The 20683-nt window shown below is 66.2% G+C and carries 21 protein-coding genes and 2 pseudogenes; 7 read left to right on the top strand and 16 right to left on the bottom strand.

Going from position 1 to position 20683, the window contains the following annotated elements; all coding sequences use genetic code 11:
- Positions 1-234: 234 nt before the first annotated feature.
- Together G6N13_RS18935 and G6N13_RS18930 are read left to right on the top strand one after the other, a co-directional pair.
- A pseudogene (locus tag G6N13_RS18935) lies at positions 235-639 on the top strand (LLM class flavin-dependent oxidoreductase); the annotation flags it as partial.
- Entirely contained in the window at positions 636-1091 is a 456-nt protein-coding gene (locus G6N13_RS18930; RefSeq protein WP_407663941.1) for a nuclear transport factor 2 family protein, read from the top strand. The pseudogene G6N13_RS18935 and the gene G6N13_RS18930, both read left to right, overlap by 4 nt.
- Here the strand turns inward: G6N13_RS18930 and G6N13_RS18925 are convergent.
- Genes G6N13_RS18925 through G6N13_RS18880 form a run of 10 tightly spaced genes read right to left on the bottom strand, consistent with a single transcriptional unit; the run spans position 1088 to position 12078 of the window.
- Positions 1088-2188: an isopenicillin N synthase family dioxygenase gene (locus G6N13_RS18925; RefSeq protein WP_163699433.1), complete on the bottom strand. Its 1101-nt coding sequence runs from the start codon at positions 2186-2188 to the stop codon at positions 1088-1090. The genes G6N13_RS18930 and G6N13_RS18925 overlap by 4 nt on opposite strands.
- Complete coding sequence (locus tag G6N13_RS25375; RefSeq protein ID WP_235677822.1) at positions 2173-3600, bottom strand: hypothetical protein; 1428 nt, start codon at positions 3598-3600, stop codon at positions 2173-2175. The genes G6N13_RS18925 and G6N13_RS25375 overlap by 16 nt, the downstream gene beginning before the upstream one ends.
- Entirely contained in the window at positions 3597-3860 is a 264-nt protein-coding gene (locus G6N13_RS18915; protein WP_163699431.1) for a hypothetical protein, read from the bottom strand. The genes G6N13_RS25375 and G6N13_RS18915 overlap by 4 nt, the downstream gene beginning before the upstream one ends.
- Complete coding sequence (locus tag G6N13_RS18910) at positions 3857-5131, bottom strand: amidohydrolase family protein (protein WP_163699429.1); 1275 nt, start codon at positions 5129-5131, stop codon at positions 3857-3859. Before G6N13_RS18910 ends, G6N13_RS18915 begins: the two co-directional genes overlap by 4 nt.
- Positions 5128-5961 carry an N-acyl homoserine lactonase family protein gene (locus G6N13_RS18905; RefSeq protein WP_163699427.1) on the bottom strand — a complete coding sequence of 278 codons (834 nt, stop codon included), beginning with the start codon at positions 5959-5961 and terminating at the stop codon, positions 5128-5130. The genes G6N13_RS18910 and G6N13_RS18905 overlap by 4 nt, the downstream gene beginning before the upstream one ends.
- Before the next feature lie 5 nt (positions 5962-5966).
- Positions 5967-7550 carry an ABC transporter substrate-binding protein gene (locus G6N13_RS18900; RefSeq protein WP_163699425.1) on the bottom strand — a complete coding sequence of 528 codons (1584 nt, stop codon included), beginning with the start codon at positions 7548-7550 and terminating at the stop codon, positions 5967-5969.
- Positions 7547-8188 carry a cysteine hydrolase family protein gene (locus tag G6N13_RS18895; RefSeq protein WP_163699423.1) on the bottom strand — a complete coding sequence of 214 codons (642 nt, stop codon included), beginning with the start codon at positions 8186-8188 and terminating at the stop codon, positions 7547-7549. Before G6N13_RS18895 ends, G6N13_RS18900 begins: the two co-directional genes overlap by 4 nt.
- 5 nt (positions 8189-8193) lie before the next feature.
- On the bottom strand, positions 8194-9198 hold the full coding sequence (locus tag G6N13_RS18890; RefSeq protein WP_163699421.1) for an ABC transporter permease: 1005 nt from the start codon (positions 9196-9198) through the stop codon (positions 8194-8196).
- 10 nt (positions 9199-9208) lie between these two features.
- Positions 9209-10078: an ABC transporter permease gene (locus G6N13_RS18885; protein WP_163699419.1), complete on the bottom strand. Its 870-nt coding sequence runs from the start codon at positions 10076-10078 to the stop codon at positions 9209-9211.
- Positions 10078-12078: a dipeptide ABC transporter ATP-binding protein gene (locus G6N13_RS18880; protein WP_163699417.1), complete on the bottom strand. Its 2001-nt coding sequence runs from the start codon at positions 12076-12078 to the stop codon at positions 10078-10080. The genes G6N13_RS18885 and G6N13_RS18880 overlap by 1 nt, the downstream gene beginning before the upstream one ends.
- A 220-nt stretch (positions 12079-12298) precedes the next feature.
- Here G6N13_RS18880 and G6N13_RS18875 point away from each other — a divergent pair, with 220 nt between their 5' ends.
- The 4 genes and pseudogenes from G6N13_RS18875 (at position 12299) to G6N13_RS18860 (ending at position 14921) form a co-directional block, all read left to right on the top strand.
- Complete coding sequence (locus G6N13_RS18875; protein ID WP_163699415.1) at positions 12299-12979, top strand: TetR/AcrR family transcriptional regulator; 681 nt, start codon at positions 12299-12301, stop codon at positions 12977-12979.
- Between the two features lie 220 nt (positions 12980-13199).
- The gene (locus tag G6N13_RS18870; protein ID WP_163699413.1) at positions 13200-13616 is read left to right on the top strand and encodes a hypothetical protein; all 417 of its coding nucleotides are present in this window, start codon (positions 13200-13202) and stop codon (positions 13614-13616) included.
- Between the two features lie 48 nt (positions 13617-13664).
- Positions 13665-14053: pseudogene (locus G6N13_RS18865) on the top strand (metal-dependent hydrolase); the annotation flags it as partial.
- A 64-nt stretch (positions 14054-14117) separates the two neighbouring features.
- A complete protein-coding gene (locus tag G6N13_RS18860; protein ID WP_163699410.1) occupies positions 14118-14921 on the top strand; it encodes a hypothetical protein in 804 nt (267 codons plus the stop codon).
- A gap of 207 nt (positions 14922-15128) precedes the next feature.
- Here G6N13_RS18860 and G6N13_RS18855 read toward each other — a convergent pair whose 3' ends face one another.
- The 3 genes from G6N13_RS18855 to G6N13_RS18845 form a co-directional block, all read right to left on the bottom strand.
- A complete protein-coding gene (locus tag G6N13_RS18855; protein WP_163699407.1) occupies positions 15129-15686 on the bottom strand; it encodes a hypothetical protein in 558 nt (185 codons plus the stop codon).
- A gap of 73 nt (positions 15687-15759) precedes the next feature.
- Entirely contained in the window at positions 15760-16380 is a 621-nt protein-coding gene (locus G6N13_RS18850; protein ID WP_235677820.1) for a TetR-like C-terminal domain-containing protein, read from the bottom strand.
- A 15-nt stretch (positions 16381-16395) separates the two neighbouring features.
- A complete protein-coding gene (locus tag G6N13_RS18845; protein ID WP_179965017.1) occupies positions 16396-16578 on the bottom strand; it encodes a hypothetical protein in 183 nt (60 codons plus the stop codon).
- 114 nt (positions 16579-16692) lie between these two features.
- Between G6N13_RS18845 and G6N13_RS18840 the strand changes: the two genes are divergently transcribed.
- Positions 16693-16965: a hypothetical protein gene (locus G6N13_RS18840; protein WP_163699406.1), complete on the top strand. Its 273-nt coding sequence runs from the start codon at positions 16693-16695 to the stop codon at positions 16963-16965.
- Positions 16966-17028: 63 nt separating this feature from the next.
- Here the strand turns inward: G6N13_RS18840 and dtd are convergent, their stop codons facing one another.
- Genes dtd through G6N13_RS18825 form a run of 3 tightly spaced genes read right to left on the bottom strand, consistent with a single transcriptional unit; the run spans position 17029 to position 20677 of the window.
- The gene (gene dtd, locus G6N13_RS18835; RefSeq protein ID WP_163699405.1) at positions 17029-17460 is read right to left on the bottom strand and encodes a D-aminoacyl-tRNA deacylase; all 432 of its coding nucleotides are present in this window, start codon (positions 17458-17460) and stop codon (positions 17029-17031) included.
- 28 nt (positions 17461-17488) lie between these two features.
- Entirely contained in the window at positions 17489-18925 is a 1437-nt protein-coding gene (locus tag G6N13_RS18830) for an aldehyde dehydrogenase family protein (RefSeq protein WP_163699403.1), read from the bottom strand.
- A 36-nt stretch (positions 18926-18961) separates the two neighbouring features.
- Positions 18962-20677 (bottom strand): thiamine pyrophosphate-binding protein, encoded by a 1716-nt coding sequence (locus tag G6N13_RS18825; RefSeq protein WP_163699400.1) that lies wholly within the window; start codon positions 20675-20677, stop codon positions 18962-18964.
- Positions 20678-20683 lie beyond the last annotated feature (6 nt).

Raw genomic sequence — 20683 nt, 5'->3', positions numbered from 1 at the left:
CGTAACTACCGCGCCTCGCCTTCGACGCGGTCAAGCAGCCGAGCGGGAAGGTGCTGACGGTACCCCGAACTGGATCGGGTGGGCTGGTTCCCGGTCGCGCAGGCGCGGTGCAAACCGCTCAAGGGATAGGTGGTTTTCCTGGATCGGTTGATCGCTCATCAGACGGGACTCAGCGAAGGCGCCCCGGGGCCAGCGGGTTAGCCTCACGACGTGATGTTCGCCGTCGTCGCTCCCGTCGCGGTCGAGCACACGGTGCTGGTGACGCAGTACACCAGCGTGTATCCCCACGAACCGTCCGGGCGAGTCGAGTTGACCCCCCAGTGCCCGGTACCCGATCCGCTGGATCTGGTGGCGTTCCTAGCCGCCCAGACCACGACATTGGGGCTAGCTATCGGAGTGCTGGTATTGCCCAATCACCATCCGGTGGTGCTGGCCGAACGGGCCGCGACCATCGACACGCTCTCCAGCGGGCGGCTGCGGGAGCTGTGGGCCGACAACCCCGACGGGGCGCGCCGAGCGGGCCGCCTGGCCGAGGTTGGGGCGCGGCGGCTGGTACTGGCGATGCCGGCGGTCCCCGATATCGACGAGGCCAAGGACACGCTGTCGGCATGCGCGCAGCGACTCGGGTCGCAGCCGTGAACCTTTGCGTGCCGGACCGGTTGGCGTTGACGGATCTGGTACACCGCTACGCGGCCGCCGTGGACGATCGGGATGTTGAGACGGTGGTCGGGTTGTTCGTCGGTGACGGCGAACTGGTGCTCCCGGCACCACCGGATGTACTGACACCGGTCGGCCGCCATCAGGGGCGGGATGCTCTCGCGGCTGCGCTGGCAGCGGCGATCAACGTCGGGCGCACACACCACGCGATCGACTCAGAGGTCTACACCGGCGGCTCGAATCCTGAGCTTGCACAAGGCCGTATAGCGGCAACCGCACATCACTGGAGCCGCCGAGACGAGGGCATCGTCGACCTGATGTGGTACCTGCGCTACCACGACGAGTACGCGCGGAGCGACTCGGGCTGGCTACTCGTCCGGCGAGCGCTGACCATCGACGCGATCGAGACCCGGCCGACGCGGCGCCTGCGCTAGGGCGAATCTCGCCGAGCGTGCGGGTTATCGATGGTTGTGGGCGAGATTTCGACAATAGGTCGCACGTTCGGCGCTGCCTGCTGACCGAACGTGCCGACCTCCAACGACCCCTCCGGCAGCACCAGTTCGCCACTGGCCAACCTCGACCTCAGGTAGGCGAAAGTCTGTGCGGTCTGGGCGAACAGATGCTCTCCGGCGACCAGCGCCGCCCGGGTGGGCCCGTCGGCGAATTGGGGTAGTGGCTGCACCACCGTGTGGTAGTCGACATTGAAGAACAGCGGGAATGAGTAGCGCTCCTCAGCGACCTTGCGGACACGGTGCGACGTGGCGACGAACGCGCCGTTGGTCCACAGCTCCAGCAGGTCGCCGACGTTGACGACGAATGTGCCCGGTATCGGCGGGACGTCGATCCACTCGCCGGCACCGTTGAGTACTTCCAGCCCCGGGGCGGTCGGTTTGAGCAGGGTGAAGCATTCGTAGTCGGTATGCGCTCCGATGCCCTGCGCGTCCTTGGCGTCCGGGTTGTACGGGTAGTAGATCAGCCGGAGCTGACTCGGTGCCTTGGTGGTATGCCGGGTGAACATGTCGGGATCCTCGCCCAGCGCTACCGCAAAGGCCCACAACAGATCCTGCCCGACACCCAGCACCGCCTGGTAATACTCGGTGACTGTGTCGGCGAACCCGGTAATGTCGGGCCAGATATTGGGCCCGAGCATCGGATTGCCGGCCAGATGGTCGGGGTCGTCCGCGGGAAGATCCAGTGCGGTGTCGAATGCCTCCTTGAGATCGGCGGCCGGCTCTCCGTAGAGCCCCTCTTCACCCACCGGTACATAGCCGCGGTGGCAGGTGGACAACCCGATGTAGGACTTCATCTTCTCCTCCATTGGCAGGGCGAAGAAGTCTTTCGTCGCGGCCAGCAGGCGCTCGAACAGTTCGTCGCTGACAGCGGTACCGGCCACGTAGAAGAACCCGACCTCGCGGGCGGCGGTGCCGAGTTCTGCTGCTACCCGCTCACGCTCGCCGTAGTCGGCCGACCGCAGCCCGCTGATGTCGATGACGGGTACCGATTGGAATGCCGCAGTCACAGTGTCACGCATCCTTCGCTTTCGTTGATCTCCCAGTCGATATCGTCGTCGACTCGTAGTTGTCCGGATTCCAGTCGCGGGTTCACCGAGGTCCCCACCCGAGATGGATCAGCGGAAACCTCAATCCGCCAGGCACTTCCGGTGACGGTACCCAGTGCGACGTCCGCGATGCCAGCTCGCTGGTAAGCCCAGCCGAACCGGTCGCCCACCCGCACCAGCACGCCAGCCCCGTCATCGGGTGCGCAGACCAGCAGTCCCCATACCGGTTCAGCGGGTCCCGGCTCGCGTTCCCAATGCTCGGTGTAGTCGGCGTGTACGCCTACCTCCACGAGAGTCTTACCGGCCCAGCTCATCCGCCCCGCGTCGGGTGGCCCGGCCGGCTTCAGATCGACCAGCCGGTGCCATTCGAAGACATCGAGCCGTTGATCGAGCTGGCCCGCGAAACCCTCGCCCGGACCACGTAGATCGACGAATAACGAAAGGCCTTGCAGCCACACGACATCGGTCCCGGTATCGCGGGAGCCGTCAGCCTCGATCAACAATGTGCGTCGCCACAGGCCGGCGCACTGCGCGATAATCGGCGTCACAGTGCTGCCTCCCACCGGTCGCGGAGCTGGGCCAGTCCCGCCTCGGTGGGCCGGCCCAATGCCCGGACCCGGGACCTCGCGCGACGCATTGAAGACGAAATACGAGGTGTCGATTTCGACGCGGTCCAGATCGGCCGGGATCAGGAACGAGATCGTCACCGCGTCGTGGGTGTCTGGGCCGATGTCCCGCCGGCGCCGGGCCTCCCAGCCCGCCCCCATGCTGTGCGGCCGGTCGGCCGAGATCAGGGCGCGGGCGTCGGAGTAGAACATGTCGCTGCAGTGTTCCAGGCGCCCGCCTTGCTCGGCTCCGGACACCTCGACGGTGATGCCGGACCACAGCGCCGGATCGGGCACCGGCTCGCCGTACGCCCGCAGCCTGGCCACTCCGCCATCGGAGGCGAGCACCACCTTGAGGTGGGTGTAGCGGCGCCGATCGGTGACCGCGATCGGGTTGTGCGCATCGCCCTTCAGGGCTGTCGGTAGGGCCAGCGCCTGCCACTGGACGCCGGCGCCACACGGGTCGTCGGAACCGGCCAGCGTGGCCCCGTACAGCGTGGCACCGGTCGGATGATTGCCGGTGAAGAAACGGGTGTCGACGTCGACGGTGTGCAACCGGCCGGGAACACCGAGCCCGATGATGGCCCAGTCCCCCTGCGGCGCATGCCGACGGGTCTCCCAGCCGTCGACCACCTCACCACGAAGGTCGAACGTCCCGGGGACGAAATGGGGCTCCGCACAGTCGATGAGCCGTTCCTTGAACCCAAACGATTCGTCACTGGCAGCCACGACGCTGCCGCCCACCGCGCGGCAGGCCAGATCAAGACCTTCGATCGTCATAGTCGCAGCGCTTTCGCTAGTGGCCAGTGTGTGCACGGGTTGCCCGGCCCCGGTGCGTGCGTGATCGCAGCGGTCACCCCGGCCATGCCCGCGCAGCCCAGGCAGATCACGTCGGCACCGTCCTGCACCACCGCGTCGGCATCGAAACTCGGCTGGGTGGTGGTGATTTGGGTTCCCAGATCGGCCGCAGAACGGGCAGCGGCATCGATTTCAGCGCTCATCGTCGGCGACGTGTTGGGATTGAGCACGAGGATCTTCATGCCGGCTCCGGGATTCCCGCGCCGAGCAGAGCGCCGCGGCTGCCCTCATCGGTCACCCGGCCGCCGCGCCATGTCTGGCGCACCGCACCGGTCAGCTGTGCACCCTCATACGGTGTGACCGGATGGCGATGGTGCAGGTCGCCACCGCGCACCACCCACTCCGCGTCAGGATCGAACACGCAGAAGTCGGCGCGTGCGCCTGGTGCGATCACACCACGGTCGATCAGGCCGGCCAACTCAGCGGGCTCCTGCGCCATCCACCGGTATACTTCGGGCAGCCCGAAGCCACCCCGCACCGCCTCGGTCCACAACGCGGGCAACGCGATCTGCAGCGAGCTGACACCACCGAACGCACGGCCGAAATCGCCACCCTGCAGGTCCTTGTGTTGCGGAGCGCACGGTGAGTGGTCGGAGACCACCATGTCCAGGGTGTGGTCGGCAAGGGCCGCCCACAGCAGGACACGGTTGTCCTCGCCCCGGATGGGCGGGCAGGCCGCGAACACAGTGCCGCCGTCGGGGATGCTCTCGGCGGCGAAAGTCAGGTAGTGCGGGCAGGTTTCAGCGGTGACGGGCAGCCCGGCCCGTTTGGCCTCGGCGACCAACGGCAGCACGGTGGAACTGGAGACATGCACGATGTGGGCCCGCGCACCGCTGTCGGCGACGGCGTCGAGCACGATTTGCACGGCGTCCCGCTCAGCGGTGTCGGGGCGCGACCGCAGAAAGTCACCGTAGGCTCGGCCCCCCGGTGGTCGGCAGCCCGCCAGGACGCGAGCGCTCTCGGCGTGCACCAGCAGCACCGAACCCAGCTCGGCGACAACGGCCATCGCGGCACGGAAATCCGCCACATCGAGTGGCGGAAAGTTCGGGTTCCCCGACTCGGACAGAAGGCACTTGAACCCCAGTACCCCAGCAGTGGCCAGTTCGCCGAACGATTCGAGGTTGTCGGGCACGATTCCGCCCCAGAATCCGGTGTCGACCCGGCACGCCCCGGCGGCCGCGGCTCGTTTGACCTCCAGCGCCGCCACGGTCGCGGTGGCGAAACCCTCCCAGTCGGTGCCAGGATCGTCGATGTGCACATGGGTGTCCACCAGCCCGGGCATCAACACGACGTTAGGTTCTAACACCGTCTGCGCGGCGCAACCCAGGTCGGCATCGACAGTGTCGATCACCCGAATCACACCCTCCGCCAAGCCAATTGCGGCCGAGTGGATCACACCGTCGATCACTGCGCGGCGGGCCCGAATGACGTGCTCGACAGCCGGTCCGCTCACCGCGGCAGCACCGGACCGAACCGCTCGTCGAGCCGCTGGGTCAGCTCCGGCCACACGTGCGGGTCGTGGCCGGGAACCAGCTCGTACCCCGACTCGGCGGCCAGCTTCTTCAGCCGCCGGATCGGTTCGACTGTCTCGGCCGGGTCGACATCGATGAACCCGCCGATCGGCAGTTCGTGCTCGATGTTCTCGGTCAGGTCGGCGGCGTCGAAGGCGAACACGAAGCCGCCGCCGCCGACACTGGAGTCGAGTTCAACGACGAAGCTTTGGTGCCCCGGGGTGTGACCGTAGGTCGGTACCGCGGTGATACCGGGTGCGATCTCGGCTTCACCGTCGGCAAGCACCCAGTCAATCCGCGGATCGTCGAAATCGAACCGAACGATTGCATTCCGTTCTGGCTCAGGATGATTCGACAGACCGTACTCCAGCTCGCGGCGCTGCGCATGCACCGGTACCTTGCCGGCGAACAGCTTGACGCCGCCGGCATGATCGTGATGCAGATGCGACAGCGCCACGAGGTGGATGTCGTCGACGTCGATGCCGATATCGTGCAGCGACTCCTCGATAGGCTCACCGGGCCCTGGGAGCACCGGGATGTACTCGACGGTCGGGAAGAACCGTCGGTACAGCGCCGGATCTCGGATCAGCGCGGTGTTGAACCCGGTGTCGAGCAGCACCCAGCCGCCGTCGGTCTGCAGCAGCACGCCGGGGACCGGTTCGCGCATCCGCAGCTCCGGTGGCGACCCATATACCGACACCGACTTGGGCAATTCCTCCCAACCGAGGGTCAGCAGGACGATACGACGAACTTTTCTCTCTCCCAGCACCACTGGCGTCAGCCCACGGACAGCGCGGACAGCCGAAGCGTGTTCGGGTCAGTCACGACGTGCGCCTGCTCGACACCCTTCAGCCACGGCTGAGCAACCATGAAATCGTTGACGTCAGCGATGTTCAGCCAGCAACCGGTCTTGACCGCTTCCTCCCCGGCTGTCGAGAAGTCTGCGTCCGTGCCGGCGGGCAGCCCCTTGGCCAGTGCCGCGGTAACCGCCGGCGCCGAGCAGCCGAAGAAGTTCAGCCCACCGTCGGCATCCCAGGAGATGTGGCCCCAGGTGTAGGGCGACGGCGCGTCCGGCCACCCGAGATAGGTCATGATCTCCGGCGCGGACTGCCCGTCGCCGCCGACCCAGCCGTAGATCTCCGAGGTGGGATAGGCCTGCACCTTGGCAGTCAGCCCGGCGGCAGCCAACTGAGTCTGAATCAGGTTGCTGATCAACTGGTTGTCCGGGTTGCTGGAGTCGTACCCGATGGTGACGGCCTTCTGGTCGGCAGGCAGACCCGCCGCGATTCCGGTCAGCACCGACGGATCGTGCGTCACCGCCTGCTTGCCGAACTCAGCGGCCATCATGTTCGGCGGATAGATCTGTTCGGCCTTCTTTCCGCGGCCGAAGTAGGTCTGCTTGACCAACTCGTCGACATCGATGGCCTGCATCACCGCGTTGCGGTTCTTGACGTCGGTCATCATGCCTTTGCGCGGATTAATATAGACGTAGTTCGACATCATGGTCGGCAGCGAGTAGTGCGAGTACTTGTTGTCATTGAGGTACTGCCCCACCGCCGAGGACGGCAGGTCGTGCAGGATCGCGGCGACCTGGCCGTTGTTGAACTGCAACTGCTGTGCCGACACGTCGGTGATCACCGGGAGCTCGACCTTCTCGAAGTACGGCTTGGCACCCCAGTAATCGGCGAAGGCGGTCAATTCGTACTTGGAGCCGACCTCGGCAGCGGTCAGCGTGTATGGGCCGGTGCCCAGATCGTGGTTGGTGAGATAGCCCTGTGCGTTGTCGGTGCCGCCGTTCGTCTTCAGGCCCTCCGGGCTCATGATGCGGGGTCCGTACGGGCAGGCCAGGTAGTCCAGGAACGCCGAGTTGGGCGCTTTGAGCGTGACGGTGACGCCGTAATCGCCCTGGGTTGTCACCGAGTCGATGTCGGTGACCATGTACGCCGGGCCCTGGTTCACGGCCGCGCGTCTGTCGAACGAGGCTTTGACCGCGGCGGACGTGAACGGGGTGCCGTCGTGGAACTTGACGCCTTCGCGCAGCTTGAACGTGAACACCTTGTTATCGGGCGAGGCATTCCACTCGGTGGCCAGAAGTGGCTCCAGCACCGGCTTGTCGGTGCCGCCCTTGTACTGCAGCAGGCCCTCGTAGGTGTTGGTGGTCAGCAGGAGACCCTGTCCCGCGTAGTAGACGTCGGGGTCTGGCGGCTGGCCCGGGTCCTGCAGGAACGACAGGTGCAGCACCTTGTCGGTCGGTGCGGCGTTGGGTGTACCGCCGGATGAATTGGATCCGCCACCGCACGCGGACGCGACGAGCAGGACCGCGGTGCCTGCGGCGAGTACTCCAAGCGGGCGAATCTTCAACGGGTGGCTCCTTCGAGGACGGGCGCGCCGAGCTGCTCGAACGCTGCGATGATTTCGTCACCGGTGCGCACCGCACCGGCCTGTAGGTACTCCATGGCATCCAGCGCGGCGTCGTGCCGGTATACCGACGACCCGCCGACGCAGTCGGTCACCACCCGCACATAGAAGTCCCGCTGGTGCGCATCGGCGAATGTGTAGTGCACGCACACATCGGTCAGTCCGCCGATCAGGATCAGCGTGTCCGCCTTCAGCCCGGACAGCACGATCTCGAATTCCGTTCCGATGAAACCGGAATAGCGCCGCTTGACGATATGGAATTCGTGGTTGGGACCGGTGAAGTCGGGCAGTAACCTCGGGTGCAGCGGGGTGCCCGCCCTACCCTCGACGCAGTGCTCCCCCTCATTGCCGTCCAGCTCGCGGCCGAAGTCGACACCGCTGGGACGGTGCACCTCCTGGAAGAACACGATGGGGATACCCGAGGCACGGGCGGCGGCGATGAGCCGCTCGGCCAGTTCGATCCGGTCGTCGTAGCCTGCCATATGCTCGATGCCGACCTCGGCGGCGGGCATACCACCGCTTTCTTGCATATCGACGACGACCAGAACCGGATTGCCAACGATCAGTGGCTGTTTCGGCACCTAACCTATCCTCCTATTGCTGCGATGCGGGGGTCTGCGGCGGCCTGGAGAAGATCCACGGCCGTATTGATGAAGACGTAGAGGGCGCCGAGCATCAGCGTCACGCCGGCGATCGCCGGGAAGTCGGCGACTGGAATGCTCTGGGCGATGTACTGGCCGATTCCCGGCCAGCCGAAGACCTGCTCGACGACCAGCACGCCGCTGAACATCAGCCCGATCTGCAGGCCGGTCATCGACAACGACGAGCCGATGCAGTTCCGCAGCACGTGGCTGGCCACGATCCTGCTCTCCGACAAGCCTTTTGCCCGCGCGGTGCGCGCGTAGTCGCTGTCCATGTCGGTTAGCAGGCTCGACCGAAGCACCCGGCCGATCGCCACCGCGGGTCCCAGCGCCATCACCAGCGCCGGCAGGATCAGATGGTGCAGCGCGTCGGTGACGACGTCGAAGCGTCCACTGAGCAGGCCATCGACGGTCAGCAATCCGGTGGGTCCGGTCGGTGGGTTGCTGATCCCGGTGCGGCCGTTGGCAGGCACCCAACCCAGCTTCTGATAGAACACGATCAGCCCGAGGATGCCGAGCAGGAACATGGGCGCCGACGCGCCGGTGAACAGGATCGCCCGCAGCACAGCCGATCCCCGCCACTTCAACGTCGTGCTGAACGCCAGCAGGACGGCGAGCAGCAACGCGATACCGAGGCCGTAGAGCGCCAGCTCCAACGTGGCCGGGAAGAAGCTGCCGAGATCGGACGCGACGGGATGCCGGGTCCGGTAGGACGTCCCGAGGTCACCCTGCACCGCGCCGGTGAGGTAGTGCCAGAACTGGGTGAAGATCGGGTCGTTGAGGCCGAGCGCTTCCCGGCGTGCGGCGACCGCCGATGCTGACGCCTGCGCGCCCATCTGAGCCTTGACCGGATCCAGTGGCGAAATGTGTTGCAGCACAAACATCACCGCGGTCAACGCGACAAGGATCACTGCGGTGGCCCCCAGCCGGGAAATGACGAATGTTCTCATCGGCGGCCTCCTAGCTCGTCTTCATCAGGTTGCGCAGGCTGTCGCCGGCGATGTTGCCGATCACCGCGAGGACCAGCACCCCGAGGCCGGGCATCACCGGAATCCACCACTGCTGCAGGAAATAGCTGAGGTTGCGGGCGGCGTCGGCGCCCAGCTCGGGCGCCGGGGCGGACTGGCCAAGTCCCAGGAACGACAGCGCGGCCAAGGTGAGAATCAGCGTCCCGAGGTCGAGGCTGGCGGCCACCAGTGCGTTGGGTACCGCCCCCGGCAGCAGGTGACGCATGGCGAGGCGGACCGGTCCCACGCCGGCCAGCCGGGCAGCCTCGACGTGCGGTCGCGCGGCCAGTCGGGCGATCTCACCGCGAACCAGTCTGGCGTAGAACGGCCACCACACGATCGACACCGCGATCAGGGTGTGGATGAAGCCGGGCCCCAACGCGGCCACGACGGCGATCGCGAGAACCGGTGCGGGCAGCGACAGGAACCCGTCGGTGATGCGCATCAGGGTGGCATCCAGCCAGCCGCCGGTCGCCCCGGCGATCAGTCCGACGACGCCGCCGATCAGCAGTCCCACCGCAACCACGACCAGTGCTGCAAACCAGCTGGACCGTACACCGAACAGCACCCGGGTCGAGATGTCGCGGCCCACGCTGTCGGTACCCAAGAGGAAGCCGTCCTTGCCGGGTGCCTGCAGGGGCATCCCTACCGGCACCAGCGGATCGTACGGAGCGAGCAGCGGTACGGCGACTGCGATCAGGGTCACCAGCAGAATCAGCGACGCACCAAGCCAATTCAGCACCAGCGCACGATCTCCTGCCAGTGCCGCCATCCGCTTCTCACGGCTGCGAAGCAGAGCCGGGGCGGGTAACGCGATAGCCATCAGCGCGCCTTTCGTTCGATACAGGCGACCTGGTGCGGGCTGCCAGGTATACCTTCCAGCCGCACGTCGAGTTCGAGATCGCTGCACGTGCCGATCGCGATGGGGCACCTGGGGTGAAAGGCGCATCCCGTCGGCGGCGACAGCGGGCTAGCGGGCTCCCCGGCCAGCACCTGGCAGTCGCGGCCCAGATCGGGGATCGCATCGACGAGCGCCTGGGTGTAGGGGTGGGTCGGGCGTCCGATGACGTCCTCGGCTGGGCCGATCTCAACGATGCGGCCCAGGTACATCACCGCGATCCGGTCGGCGACCACCCGTGCGACCGACAGGTCGTGGGTCACGAACACCACCGACATGTCCAGCCCGCGGCGCAGTTCGCCGATCAGGTTGAGCACCGAGGCCGCCAGCGACACGTCGAGCGCGCTGGTCGGTTCGTCGCACAGCAGCACCTGTGGCGGGATCACCGTCGCCCGCGCCAGCGAAACACGCTGGCGCTGACCGCCGGAGAGCTGCGCCGCCCGCGACTTGACGATGTCCTGGGGCAACCCGACCCGCTCGAGCACCGCGGCGACGGCGTCCTTGCGTTCGGCACGCGACATCGTCGTACCGCGCAGGCGCTCGCCGATCAGTTCGCCCACCGACAGCCACGGCGTCAGTGAGGCGCCGGCGTCCTGAAAGACCATCTGCGGGCGTTGGTTTGCGGCCAGCGCGACCTCGCCGGTGGTCGCTTTGTCCAGGCCGGCGATGATCCTTAGCAAGGTCGACTTGCCCGAGCCGCTCTCCCCCACCAGCGCCACCGATTCGCCATGGGCGACGGTCAGCGACACCCCACGCAGCGCCTGGAGTTTGCTCGCCGGTGTGCCCGAGCCATCGAGCCAGCGCTGGCGGACGGTGAAGGCCTTGGTGACGGTGCGGACATCGACGGCCGGAGACTGCTCGACATCGACCGCGGCCCGGTCGGCGAAAGCTTCGGTTTCGGCGGCGACGATACCGGCGAGCTCGGCCCGCATCTGCTCTGGCTCGATGACGCAGGCGCTTACCCGGTTCGCGGCGACGATGACCGGATCGGTTGGTGTGGAAGAACACTCGGCCCGTGCCACCGCGCATCGCGGCACAAATGCGCAGCCGGGCAGCGGTGCGGTGGGGCTGGGCACCTGGCCGGCCATCGCGGCCAGCGGGCGGTCGCGCAACGTGTCTAACGTGAGCCGCGATTGCAGCAGGCCGTGAGTGTAAGGATGCGCGGGAGCGGCCAGCACCTCTGCGGTCGGGCCGATCTCGGCGATCCGCCCGGCATAGAGCACCGCGATCCGGTCAGCGATCTGGGCAGCCACCCCGAGGTCGTGAGTGATCAGCACAATGCTGCAGCCGATCTCGGTGCGCAGCCGCTGCAGCAGCGCCAGCACCTGGGCCTGCACGGTGACATCTAGTGCGGTGGTCGGCTCGTCGGCGACGATCAACTCGGGCTCACCGGCCACCGCGATCGCGATCATCACCCGCTGGCGCAAGCCACCGGACAGCTCGTGCGGATAGGCCCGCATCCGACGCTTTGGGTCCGGAATGCCAACGGCAGTAAGCAGTTTGAGTGCTTCAGCACTGCTGCCGGCCACCTCTTCGACCTGTTTGCCGATCCGCATAGTGGGGTTCAGCGAGGTCATCGGATCCTGGAACACCGCGCCCAGATCCAGCCGCCGCACCTTGCGCAACTGTTTATCCGCACCGGTGAGCATGTCGGTACCGCAAACCCGCACGTTGCCAATGGTCTTGGCGGACCCGAGCAGTCCGAGCATGCTGAAGCCAAGCACGCTCTTGCCGGATCCGGATTCGCCGACCAGACCGACGATCTCGCCGGGAGCGATGTCTAGTGACACACCACGCAGCGCGCGGACGTCCTTGCCGTTGCGGCGGAACGTGACGCTTAAATCGTCCACTGCCGCGACCACGTCGCCGACCGGCGTCGTCGCCGGGGCGTCAGGTCGTAGCGCAACACTTCCGGCGCTCGCCATGCGGAGTCTCCCCGAGGGTCAGAAGGGTAACGAGGATGGACTCACCGGTGAGCCATCAGCCTGTCGATTGACAGTTTTGCGGGCCTCGTGTCGCGGTGGGTGTCGCTGGCGTAACCAAACCAAGACGGCGCGTAACCGATAGGTATCGCGCGTTTCTGTCGTGTGACAGAAAATCCCGAGGTCTGTCTTTTCGCAGGTGATGTGGGCCAACATCGGATCCATGGAGACAACGCGGTCGGGCCGCCCGCGCTTGACCGAACAGCGCAGGCCCGGCACTACGGCCCGGGAGGAGATCCTCGACGCTGCGGGGGAACTGTTCACCACCCGCGGTTATGCGAGTACATCCACCCGGGCGATCGCTGAGGCGGTCGGCATCCGGCAGGCCTCGCTATATCACTACTTCAAGACCAAGGACGAGCTGTTGTCGGCGTTGCTTCATCAGACCGTCACGCCGACCCTGACGTTCCTGGCCGACCTGCAGCAGGCTGATCCGTCGCCGGAACAGTGTCTGCACACCCTGGCCGCCTTCGACGGTGCGCAGTTGCTGACGTCGCGGTGGAACCTTGGTGCGCTGTATTTGATGCCCGAGCTACGGGAAGCCCGATTGGCCACGTTCTGGACCGAACGCGAGCGCCTGCGGCTGGCGTATCTCGACCTCAGCCGGATCATCCTTGGTGCGACCGGAGTCGCCGATGATGCCGCCGACCTGCCCTTCCGCCTGGTCGAGTCGTTGGTGAACATGTGGTCGCGGACCCCGCAGCCCGATCGCGCGAGGTTGGCCGGCCACGTCGCCGACGCCTGCCTGCGGGTACTCGGAGTCACCGACGACCTGCCCGCCCTGCGGGCCGGCACCCTTCACCACCTGGGCCGCAACGATCCGGCGCGGGTGGGACGTTTGTAGGATCGGGCCATGCCGCTGGCCGAAGGCGAGACATTCGCCGGCTACACGATCCTGCGCGGCAACGCCCCCTGAGACGCGATAAAGCGTCGAGTTCGGCGGCGGATGAAACGTCTGACAGCGGTTGTGACGATAGACCGCAAGAGGCTGGTGGGATCTGCCCGTTGGGCGATCTTGAATCACCCTGCGCTATGTTCGACCGGAGACACAGACGGAGGTTCGAGTGAACAGGCTCATCCTGGTGGCCGCTGGAGCGCTTGCCGCGGGTTCGGCAGCAGCCGCCCTGAGCATGGGTTCCAGCAACGCCGACCCGAACGCCGGTGGAACTATGAACATCCTCGGCGAGCCGTATTACAAGGCCGTCGCGATCCTGCACGCCCAGGGCATCCAGACCGTCTTCGGCGGCTCGGTCGGCAGTGACGTGCCACAGGCCAAGTGCATCGTGCAGAGCCAGAAATACCTGGCCAGCGGCAAGATGTCGCTGATGCTGAACTGCGAGAAGGCCGCCCAGCCGGAGGCTCCGCCGCCGAGCTCGGCCGGCACCGCACCCGCCGGGCCCACGATTCCCGCCGATGGCGGTGGCCGCCCGACACCGGGAGCTCCCGGCACGGTGATCGTGACGCCGACTCAGGTCGGCTAACAGGTCCCGTCGGCTAGACTCGCGGCAGTCTGCCGGGAGGTTGTGCTCATGCCGCGCCCACACCGCTTCGAACACGAGATCGATCCTGGCCGGGTGCAGATCCGGGCCCGCAAGGTCGACTTCGACGTCTCGGACCCCCGTTGCACTGTATTCCGGGCCATCCGGTCGCCTCCCACATGATCGGATTGCTCAATATCGTGCTCCCGGTGGCCGAACGCTGGTTCGTCCAGACCTACAACGAGGCGCTGCCGCTGGTGAAGGATTCGCGGCTGGCCGAAGATATGCGCGGGTTCATCGGCCAGCAAGCCACCCACGCCGACGTCCACGACCAGGTGCTGAACGACCTGATGGTTGCCCGCGGCGTGAACGCCGAGCCGATCCTGCCCCACACCCTGGTCGACGTATTCCGCTGGCACGGCAGCGAAGAGGTCGAACACGCAGGATGATGCTGACATGCGTGTCGCGCGCACCCGAGGGCGGCCACCTGGAGCTGGATCTGTAATGGCACGTTCGCTGGGTCTTGCCCGTTTCGATCTCCTGCGGCCGCTGGACATGCTGTCGTCTGTGTGGTCGTCGTCGGCGGTGAGCTCCGGAGCCGCGGTGGCGTATCGGACCCTATTCATCACCGTCAAACGGTTGGTGATCGGCCGCACCCTGACCGTGCGGTTGGACAGCGGGGACATCACCCTGACCGTCACCGAGTTCGATTCGCGGCTCGATGTTCGCCGGCTCGCGGTCGGTCAGTTGAACGACGTACGGCTGGCCGCCACGGATATCCGTTGGGATGAGCGGTATTTCGAACGAGCCTCGGTAGTGCTGCACAATGTGCATCTGCAGCCGGGAATACCGCCGGTGTTGGTGGCCGCGCCGGTCGAGGTGAGCATGGACGTCTCAACGCACGCACTCGACGAGGTGTTCTCCGACGCGCTGCCCCGCGTGTCGGGGCATGTCGACGATGACGGCGTCGTCCGGTTGCGCTGGGCTCGCCGCCCCGGACTGGGCAGTGTGGAGGTCGAGGTGGAACTCGACGGCTCCACGCTGTGGCTGCGTCCCCGGGCCGTGCGGACCCGTCGGCGCCGCTGGGCGCTGCCGGCCAAGACACCGGCCTATCCGGTGCGCTTACCGCAGCTGACCAGCGGTCTGACCTTGACGAGCTTGTCGTTGAGACCAGGCGCGCTGCGCCTGACCGGACGCCTGCCGGAGTGGCGCGCCGAGGTCCCTACCGGGCGCATCGAAGACGTCCTCACCCAGCTCAGCGCGGTGGGCCTGGCGATCAATCTCACCGGCCGCCCCCGGCGCGATTAATCGCCAAACCGCTTGTCGCCGTCAGTTATACGATCGCCGCGAGCCAGACTGTCACCGCTGCGCGGCAGATCAGGGCGAGTCGGCGGGTGCGGCAGAACGTCGTCGGCCGCGTCGTGGCCCATCCGGTCGAGCTCGGCGACGGTGCGCCCCCAGCATCAGCCCGCGTGGAAACCGCCGTGCACAAAGACGAAGCGCACTGGGATCTCCTCAGTCCCAGGCCGAGGCGACGGCCTCGACGACGTCGATGACTTTCGCTTGTTGTGCTCCCGGACTGTCGATCTCATCGGCGACGTAGGCCGCGACGAAACGACGGATCTCGGCGTCGACGCCGGCGAGGACACGCAGGATCTCGCCCCGCATCGATGTGGACGCCACCTGGACGGCAATATCGGAGGACCGCGGTTTGGCGACGTCGATGACCAGCAGCAGCGGTTCGGCAGCCCGCGCCGTGGCCCGCAGCGCGATGTCACCGTCGACCGTGAACCGCTGTTTATCTACGCGCAGGTCGATGATCAACTCGATGATCAGCGGGATGCGGATGTTGAACGTGATGGTGTCCCCCACGCTGCGCCGGGCCACCGGCTGCTGGATCTTCACCTTCGCGGTGACCTTGGCCAGCCCGCCGGGCCCCTGAGCCATCGGGCCCATCTCGAACTCGCCGCCGGCGATCTCGGCGAAGGCGGCCGCAACGCGCTCCTCGGTCACCGCTACCTCGAAGAATCGGCGACCGAATTCTTCGTAGGTGACAAAGCTGTACGTGTGCATAGAGGTCTACGCTCTCACGCCGGGGGTCGACCGCAGGCGGCGGACCGATAACAATTGAACCCGTCGATGGGGCTCAGCGCGCCGCGACGGCGTGCCACGCCAGGTCTGCGATGGCCTCGCAGTAACTCGGTTCGATCGGGTCGGTGGTGTAGAGCGCGCGCACGTTGATCGGCGCGAGTATCAGCTGCATGGCGGCGATCAGGTCCACGCCGTCCCGTACCTCACCGCGTTCGACTGCCCGGTCGAAGATCATCCGGAAGCCGGCGAACCGTTTCAGCCAGAACGCCTTCCTTCTGTCATCGGCGAATGCAGCGCGGTCATTGACGACCATCGCGCGCAACAGGCTCCGGCCGGTGTCGGTGTTGACCTGGCGGGCCACCGCAGCGGCGAGTGCCTGCAGATCGCTGCGCAGGGATCCGGTGTCAGCCGGGGCGAGGGTTTCATCGCTCCAGTACAGCAACGCGTCGAGGGCAAGATTGCGGCCATCACCCCAATAGAGGGTGACCAGTGCCTCGTCGATTTTGTGCCGGGCACACAGCGTGGGGATATCGAAGCGCTCCAAGCCCCACCGGATCAGTTCGTCGTGGGCAGCGGTCAATACGGCGCGGCGGACCTCTTCGGGGACATCGGCGTTCACATACTCCGAGTCGACGATCGCTCCACCTCCAATTCGTGCCAGCCTACGGCCAGTCAACCACTCCTTGCTGTACTAGCGCGAACCGGCTGGCCCGGTGAGCCAGTACATCATCAGGTTGTCGATGAGCCGGTCGGTGCGGATCGGCACACCGCCGCGAGTATCGGACCAGCCATGGAACTTCTCCAGAAGCCAGCTGGCCAGACCCAGCGGTGAGTCCTCGAGGAACTCGACAATCGATCCGGGCCGACCGTGCACAGAAAGGCCTGCTCGGTTCCGTGTTCCCAGCCACTATTCGGCAATTCGGCCGGCTATCGGGCCCCGCCGACGCCCGTTATCGTTCTGGTGACTTCGATTGTGGGAGAACGTACTTTGCCGACCGATGATCACATAACGAACACGGCCCCGTTGCGCGGGTCATCACCGGGGCCTCCATCGGAAACGCCGTGGAGTACCCCGGCGTTCGCGGGGCTGTCGCAGGCCGACGAGGTCGCGGTCTCACCGTTGCGGGAAGCCGTCACCAAGGCCTGGGTGTCGATTCCTGCGGCCGTCGGTGCGGGCGGATTCGCGGTGCTGGCGTATCCGGCCTTCCTGGTACTGAAAACGCCTACGCCGCAGGCATTTACACCATCGTGGCCGCGGTAGTGTCCCTGGCGACGGTGCTGACATTGCGTGAGACCGCCGCCAAACCGCTGCCATCGCTGGGGGTTACAGTTCCAGCAGCACCGTAACGGGTCCGTCGTTGACCAGTTCAACCTGCATATCGGCACCGAACTGCCCAGTTTCGACGTGGGCGCCCAGTGTGCGCAGGGTATTGACGAACACCGTGACGAGCGGCTCGGCGACCGCACCGGGTGCCGCTGCGTTCCACGTGGGCCTGCGCCCCTTGGTGGTGTTGGCGTACAGCGTGAACTGACTGACCACCAGAATCGGGGCGCCGGTATCGGCTGCCGATTGCTGGTCGTCGAGAATCCTGAGCTGCCAGAGCTTTTCACCCAGCCGCCGGGCAATGTCATCGGTGTCGGCATGGGTGACACCGACCAAAGCCAGCAATCCCTGGCTCGATGGCCGGATTTCACCGACCACCGCGCCGTCCACCGACACCGACGCCGACCTCACCCGCTGCACCAGAACTCGCATGGGTGCCGATGGTAACCGTCGGGGGTGGCTACTCCCCGGTGCCGGCCGGCGCGAAGCCCAGAACAGCCTTGGACTCGAGGAACTCATCGAGCCCTTCTTCGCCCCATTCGCGGCCGTTGCCGCTCTGCTTGTAACCACCGAACGGGGCGGTGATGTCGAAGGCGTGATTGATGGTCACCGTACCGGCACGAATCCGGCGGGCCAGCGCCCGTGCCTTATCCAGATCGGCTCCCGAGACGTAGCCGTAGAGCCCATAGTCGGTGTCGTTGCCGATCTCGATGGCCTGATCCAGATCGTCGTAGCCGAGAATGCAGACCACCGGCCCGAAGATCTCCTCGCGCGCGATCGTCATGTCGTTGTTCACGTCGGCAAACACCGTCGGGCGCACGTAGTACCCGGTGTCCAGACCGTCGGGGCGCCCGGGGCCGCCGGCGACCACCGTCGCGCCTTCGTCGATACCCTTCTGGATCAGTCCCTGGACCTTCTCGAACTGCATCCGGGAAGCCACCGGCCCGATCGCCGAATTGTCGGACAGATCACCGACTTTGACGCCTTCAGCAGTGGCACGAGCCACCGTGACGGCCTCGTCGAGCCGCGTCTTCGGCACCAACATGCGCGACGGCGCGTTACAGCTCTGGCCGGAGTTCAGCATCATCGCCGAAATACCCGCCGCGACGCTCTGCGCGAAGGCCTCGTCGTCGAGGACGATGTTCGGGCTCTTGCCGCCGAGTTCCTGGGCCACCCGCTTGACTGTCGGCGCAGCGTTGCGTGCGACCTCGATGCCCGCCCGCGTGGATCCGGTGAATGAGACCATGTCGATGCCGGGATGGCTCGACAACGCCGTGCCGACGCCTGGCCCGTCGCCGAAGACCATGTTGTAGACCCCGGCAGGCACTCCCGCCGCGGCGATGACCTCGGTGAAGATCTGCCCGCTGAACGGCGCGACCTCCGAGGGCTTGAGCACCATCGTGCAGCCGGCGGCCAGTGCCGGGAACACCTTGCAGGCGATCTGGTTGATCGGCCAGTTCCACGGTGTGATCAGCCCGCAGACGCCGATCGGCTCCTTGGCCACCAGGGTGGCGCCCTTCTGCTCCTCGAAGGAGTAGCTCTTCAGAACATCGATCGCGGTGGACAGTTGAATCATGCCCATGATGACCTGCGAACCGCTGGCCAGTGACGGCGGTGCGCCCATCTCCTCATGCACCGCGTCAGCCAGGTCACCTGAGCGCTTCTGGTATTCCGCCAGCACCGCCTCCAACACGTCGAGGCGTTCCTCGCGCGTGGTCTGCGACCAGTTGTTGAACGCGTTGCGGGCGGCCTTGACCGCTTTGTCCACGTCGGCCTCAGAACCGATCGCGATCTTGCCGCCGACCTGTTCGAGGGTGGGGTTGTCGACGTCGAGAGTCCGGAGTTCGACCGGATCAACCCACTGGCCATCGATGTAGAACTTCAAATATTCGCGCATCGAAGCATCCTCCTAAATTCAGCGGCTGATAGCGGGTTATTGGGTGCCTTCGGCGTACCAGGTCCGGAATCGGTCGTACTTCGGCATCTCCTCGGAGTTCGCCTTCGGGTCGATGCACACGTGCACGACACCGACTTTGCCACTGGCGTAGGCGCGGGCGATCGCCGGCCCGATCTCGGATTCCTTTTCGACGTACTCGCCGTGGCAGCCGAAACCCTCGGCGATCTTGTCCATCCGGACGTCCTTGCTCCAGTGCACACCTGGTTGCGGCGACGGCTGGGAGAAAGTGCGCTTGTAGACACCCACTTCGAGGCCCCACTGGTGGTCGACGCCGACCACGCACACCAGCGGCAGGTTCTGCCGGGCCGCGGTCTCCAATTCGGCGATGTGGAACAGGAACGCTGAGTCACTGGTCAGCAACATCACCGGCCGCTTGCCGCCTTCGGCGACCGAAGCGCCCACCGCGTAGGGCAAGCCCGTGCCCAGATGCCCGAAGTTCTGGTTCCAGATCACGTCGCGTGGTTTGGTCTGCGAATACGTCCAACCGAAGATCACGGTGGCGCCGCCGTCGCGCACCATGATGCCGTCATCGGTGTATTCGTCGAAGGCTTTGGTGGCTTCGACGACGTAGCGGGCCGGGTGGATCGGCGAGCGCCCGGACGGCGCTTCCTCGGCCACCCGGGCGATCTCCGCCGCGTCGGCCTTCACCAGCTCCTCGAGGTTGGCCGAGGGGGCACGCGGGGTGTCGCGCAGCGCCTCGACCAGCTGCGGCACCACGCCGCGCAGATCGCCGACCAGCGCCACGTCGACGGGTCGGTTGACGCCAATCGCGGTCGGGTCCTGCTCGACGTACACCCACTTGCGGTTCGCGTTGTTGGCCGCCCAGTGCTGGGTTCGGCCGTAGTGCATGGGTTCACCGAGCTCGGTGCCCAGCGCGACGCACAGATCGGATTCTTCGACGGCCTGGTTGGCAGCCGGTGAGAACAAGTACGGGAACGTCCGGTCCTGCAGACCTGGGATGAACGACGTACCGCCGGAGGTCTGGATCACCGGGCAGGCCATCAGCTCAGCGAGCTCCTTGACTTCCTGCTGGGTGCGTGAGGTGTGCACACCGTGTCCGACCAGCAGCACCGGGCTCTTGGCTTCGAGGATCAGCTTCACGGCCTCGGCGACCTCACGGGAGCCGGCGCCCTGGCTCACCAGCCGGTAGCTGGACGGCGGCGGTGCGGCGTCGACATCGAGCTCGGAAAGGATCACGTGCGAAGGAAACTCGACATAGGTCGGGCCCGGAGTGCCCGACATCGCCTTGCGGATCGCCTCGTGAATGATCTCGTCGGTCTGGTCCGCGTATTCGATGGAGCTGCTGTACTTCACCGACGCCGCAAAAAGCGGTTCCTGCTGGACGAACTGGATGCGACCGCGGCGCACTCGGCGCTCGGTGACGCGGGCCCGCTGCCCACCGAGGAAGATCACCGGCGAGTTCTCGACGAGCGCGCACTGGATCGCGCCGGCGATGTTGGCCATACCCGGGCCGAGCGTGCCGATGCACAGGCCGGGCTTGCCGGTCATCCGGGACGCCGCCTCGGCCATGAAGCCCGCGCTCAGCTCGTGGTGGGGCGCGACGACCGACCAGCCGCGTGCATCGGCCTCGGTGAACATATGAACGAAATTCGGATCCGGAATGCCGAACAATGTGTTGACACCCTCAGCCTCGAACAGGTCGAGAATGCGTTTGTAAACCGGTACACCCATGCGACA

The organism is Mycolicibacterium sarraceniae (assembly GCF_010731875.1).
GTDB classification, from domain to species: Bacteria; Actinomycetota; Actinomycetes; order Mycobacteriales; family Mycobacteriaceae; genus Mycobacterium; species Mycobacterium sarraceniae.
This window is presented reverse-complemented; position numbering and strand designations above follow the sequence as displayed.

Excerpts from the sequence above, each read along its gene's own strand:
- G6N13_RS18925 (WP_163699433.1), bottom strand. The coding sequence starts at position 2,188 with ATGCGTGACACTGTGACTGCGGCATTCCAATCGGTACCCGTCATCGAC.
- G6N13_RS25375 (WP_235677822.1), bottom strand. The coding sequence starts at position 3,600 with ATGACGATCGAAGGTCTTGATCTGGCCTGCCGCGCGGTGGGCGGCAGC.
- G6N13_RS18915 (WP_163699431.1), bottom strand. The coding sequence starts at position 3,860 with ATGAAGATCCTCGTGCTCAATCCCAACACGTCGCCGACGATGAGCGCT.
- G6N13_RS18890 (WP_163699421.1), bottom strand. The coding sequence starts at position 9,198 with ATGAGAACATTCGTCATTTCCCGGCTGGGGGCCACCGCAGTGATCCTT.
- G6N13_RS18885 (WP_163699419.1), bottom strand. The coding sequence starts at position 10,078 with ATGGCTATCGCGTTACCCGCCCCGGCTCTGCTTCGCAGCCGTGAGAAG.
- G6N13_RS18880 (WP_163699417.1), bottom strand. The coding sequence starts at position 12,078 with ATGGCGAGCGCCGGAAGTGTTGCGCTACGACCTGACGCCCCGGCGACG.
- G6N13_RS18875 (WP_163699415.1), top strand. The coding sequence starts at position 12,299 with ATGGAGACAACGCGGTCGGGCCGCCCGCGCTTGACCGAACAGCGCAGG.
- G6N13_RS18860 (WP_163699410.1), top strand. The coding sequence starts at position 14,118 with ATGGCACGTTCGCTGGGTCTTGCCCGTTTCGATCTCCTGCGGCCGCTG.
- G6N13_RS18855 (WP_163699407.1), bottom strand. The coding sequence starts at position 15,686 with ATGCACACGTACAGCTTTGTCACCTACGAAGAATTCGGTCGCCGATTC.
- dtd (WP_163699405.1), bottom strand. The coding sequence starts at position 17,460 with ATGCGAGTTCTGGTGCAGCGGGTGAGGTCGGCGTCGGTGTCGGTGGAC.
- G6N13_RS18830 (WP_163699403.1), bottom strand. The coding sequence starts at position 18,925 with ATGCGCGAATATTTGAAGTTCTACATCGATGGCCAGTGGGTTGATCCG.
- G6N13_RS18825 (WP_163699400.1), bottom strand. The coding sequence starts at position 20,677 with ATGGGTGTACCGGTTTACAAACGCATTCTCGACCTGTTCGAGGCTGAG.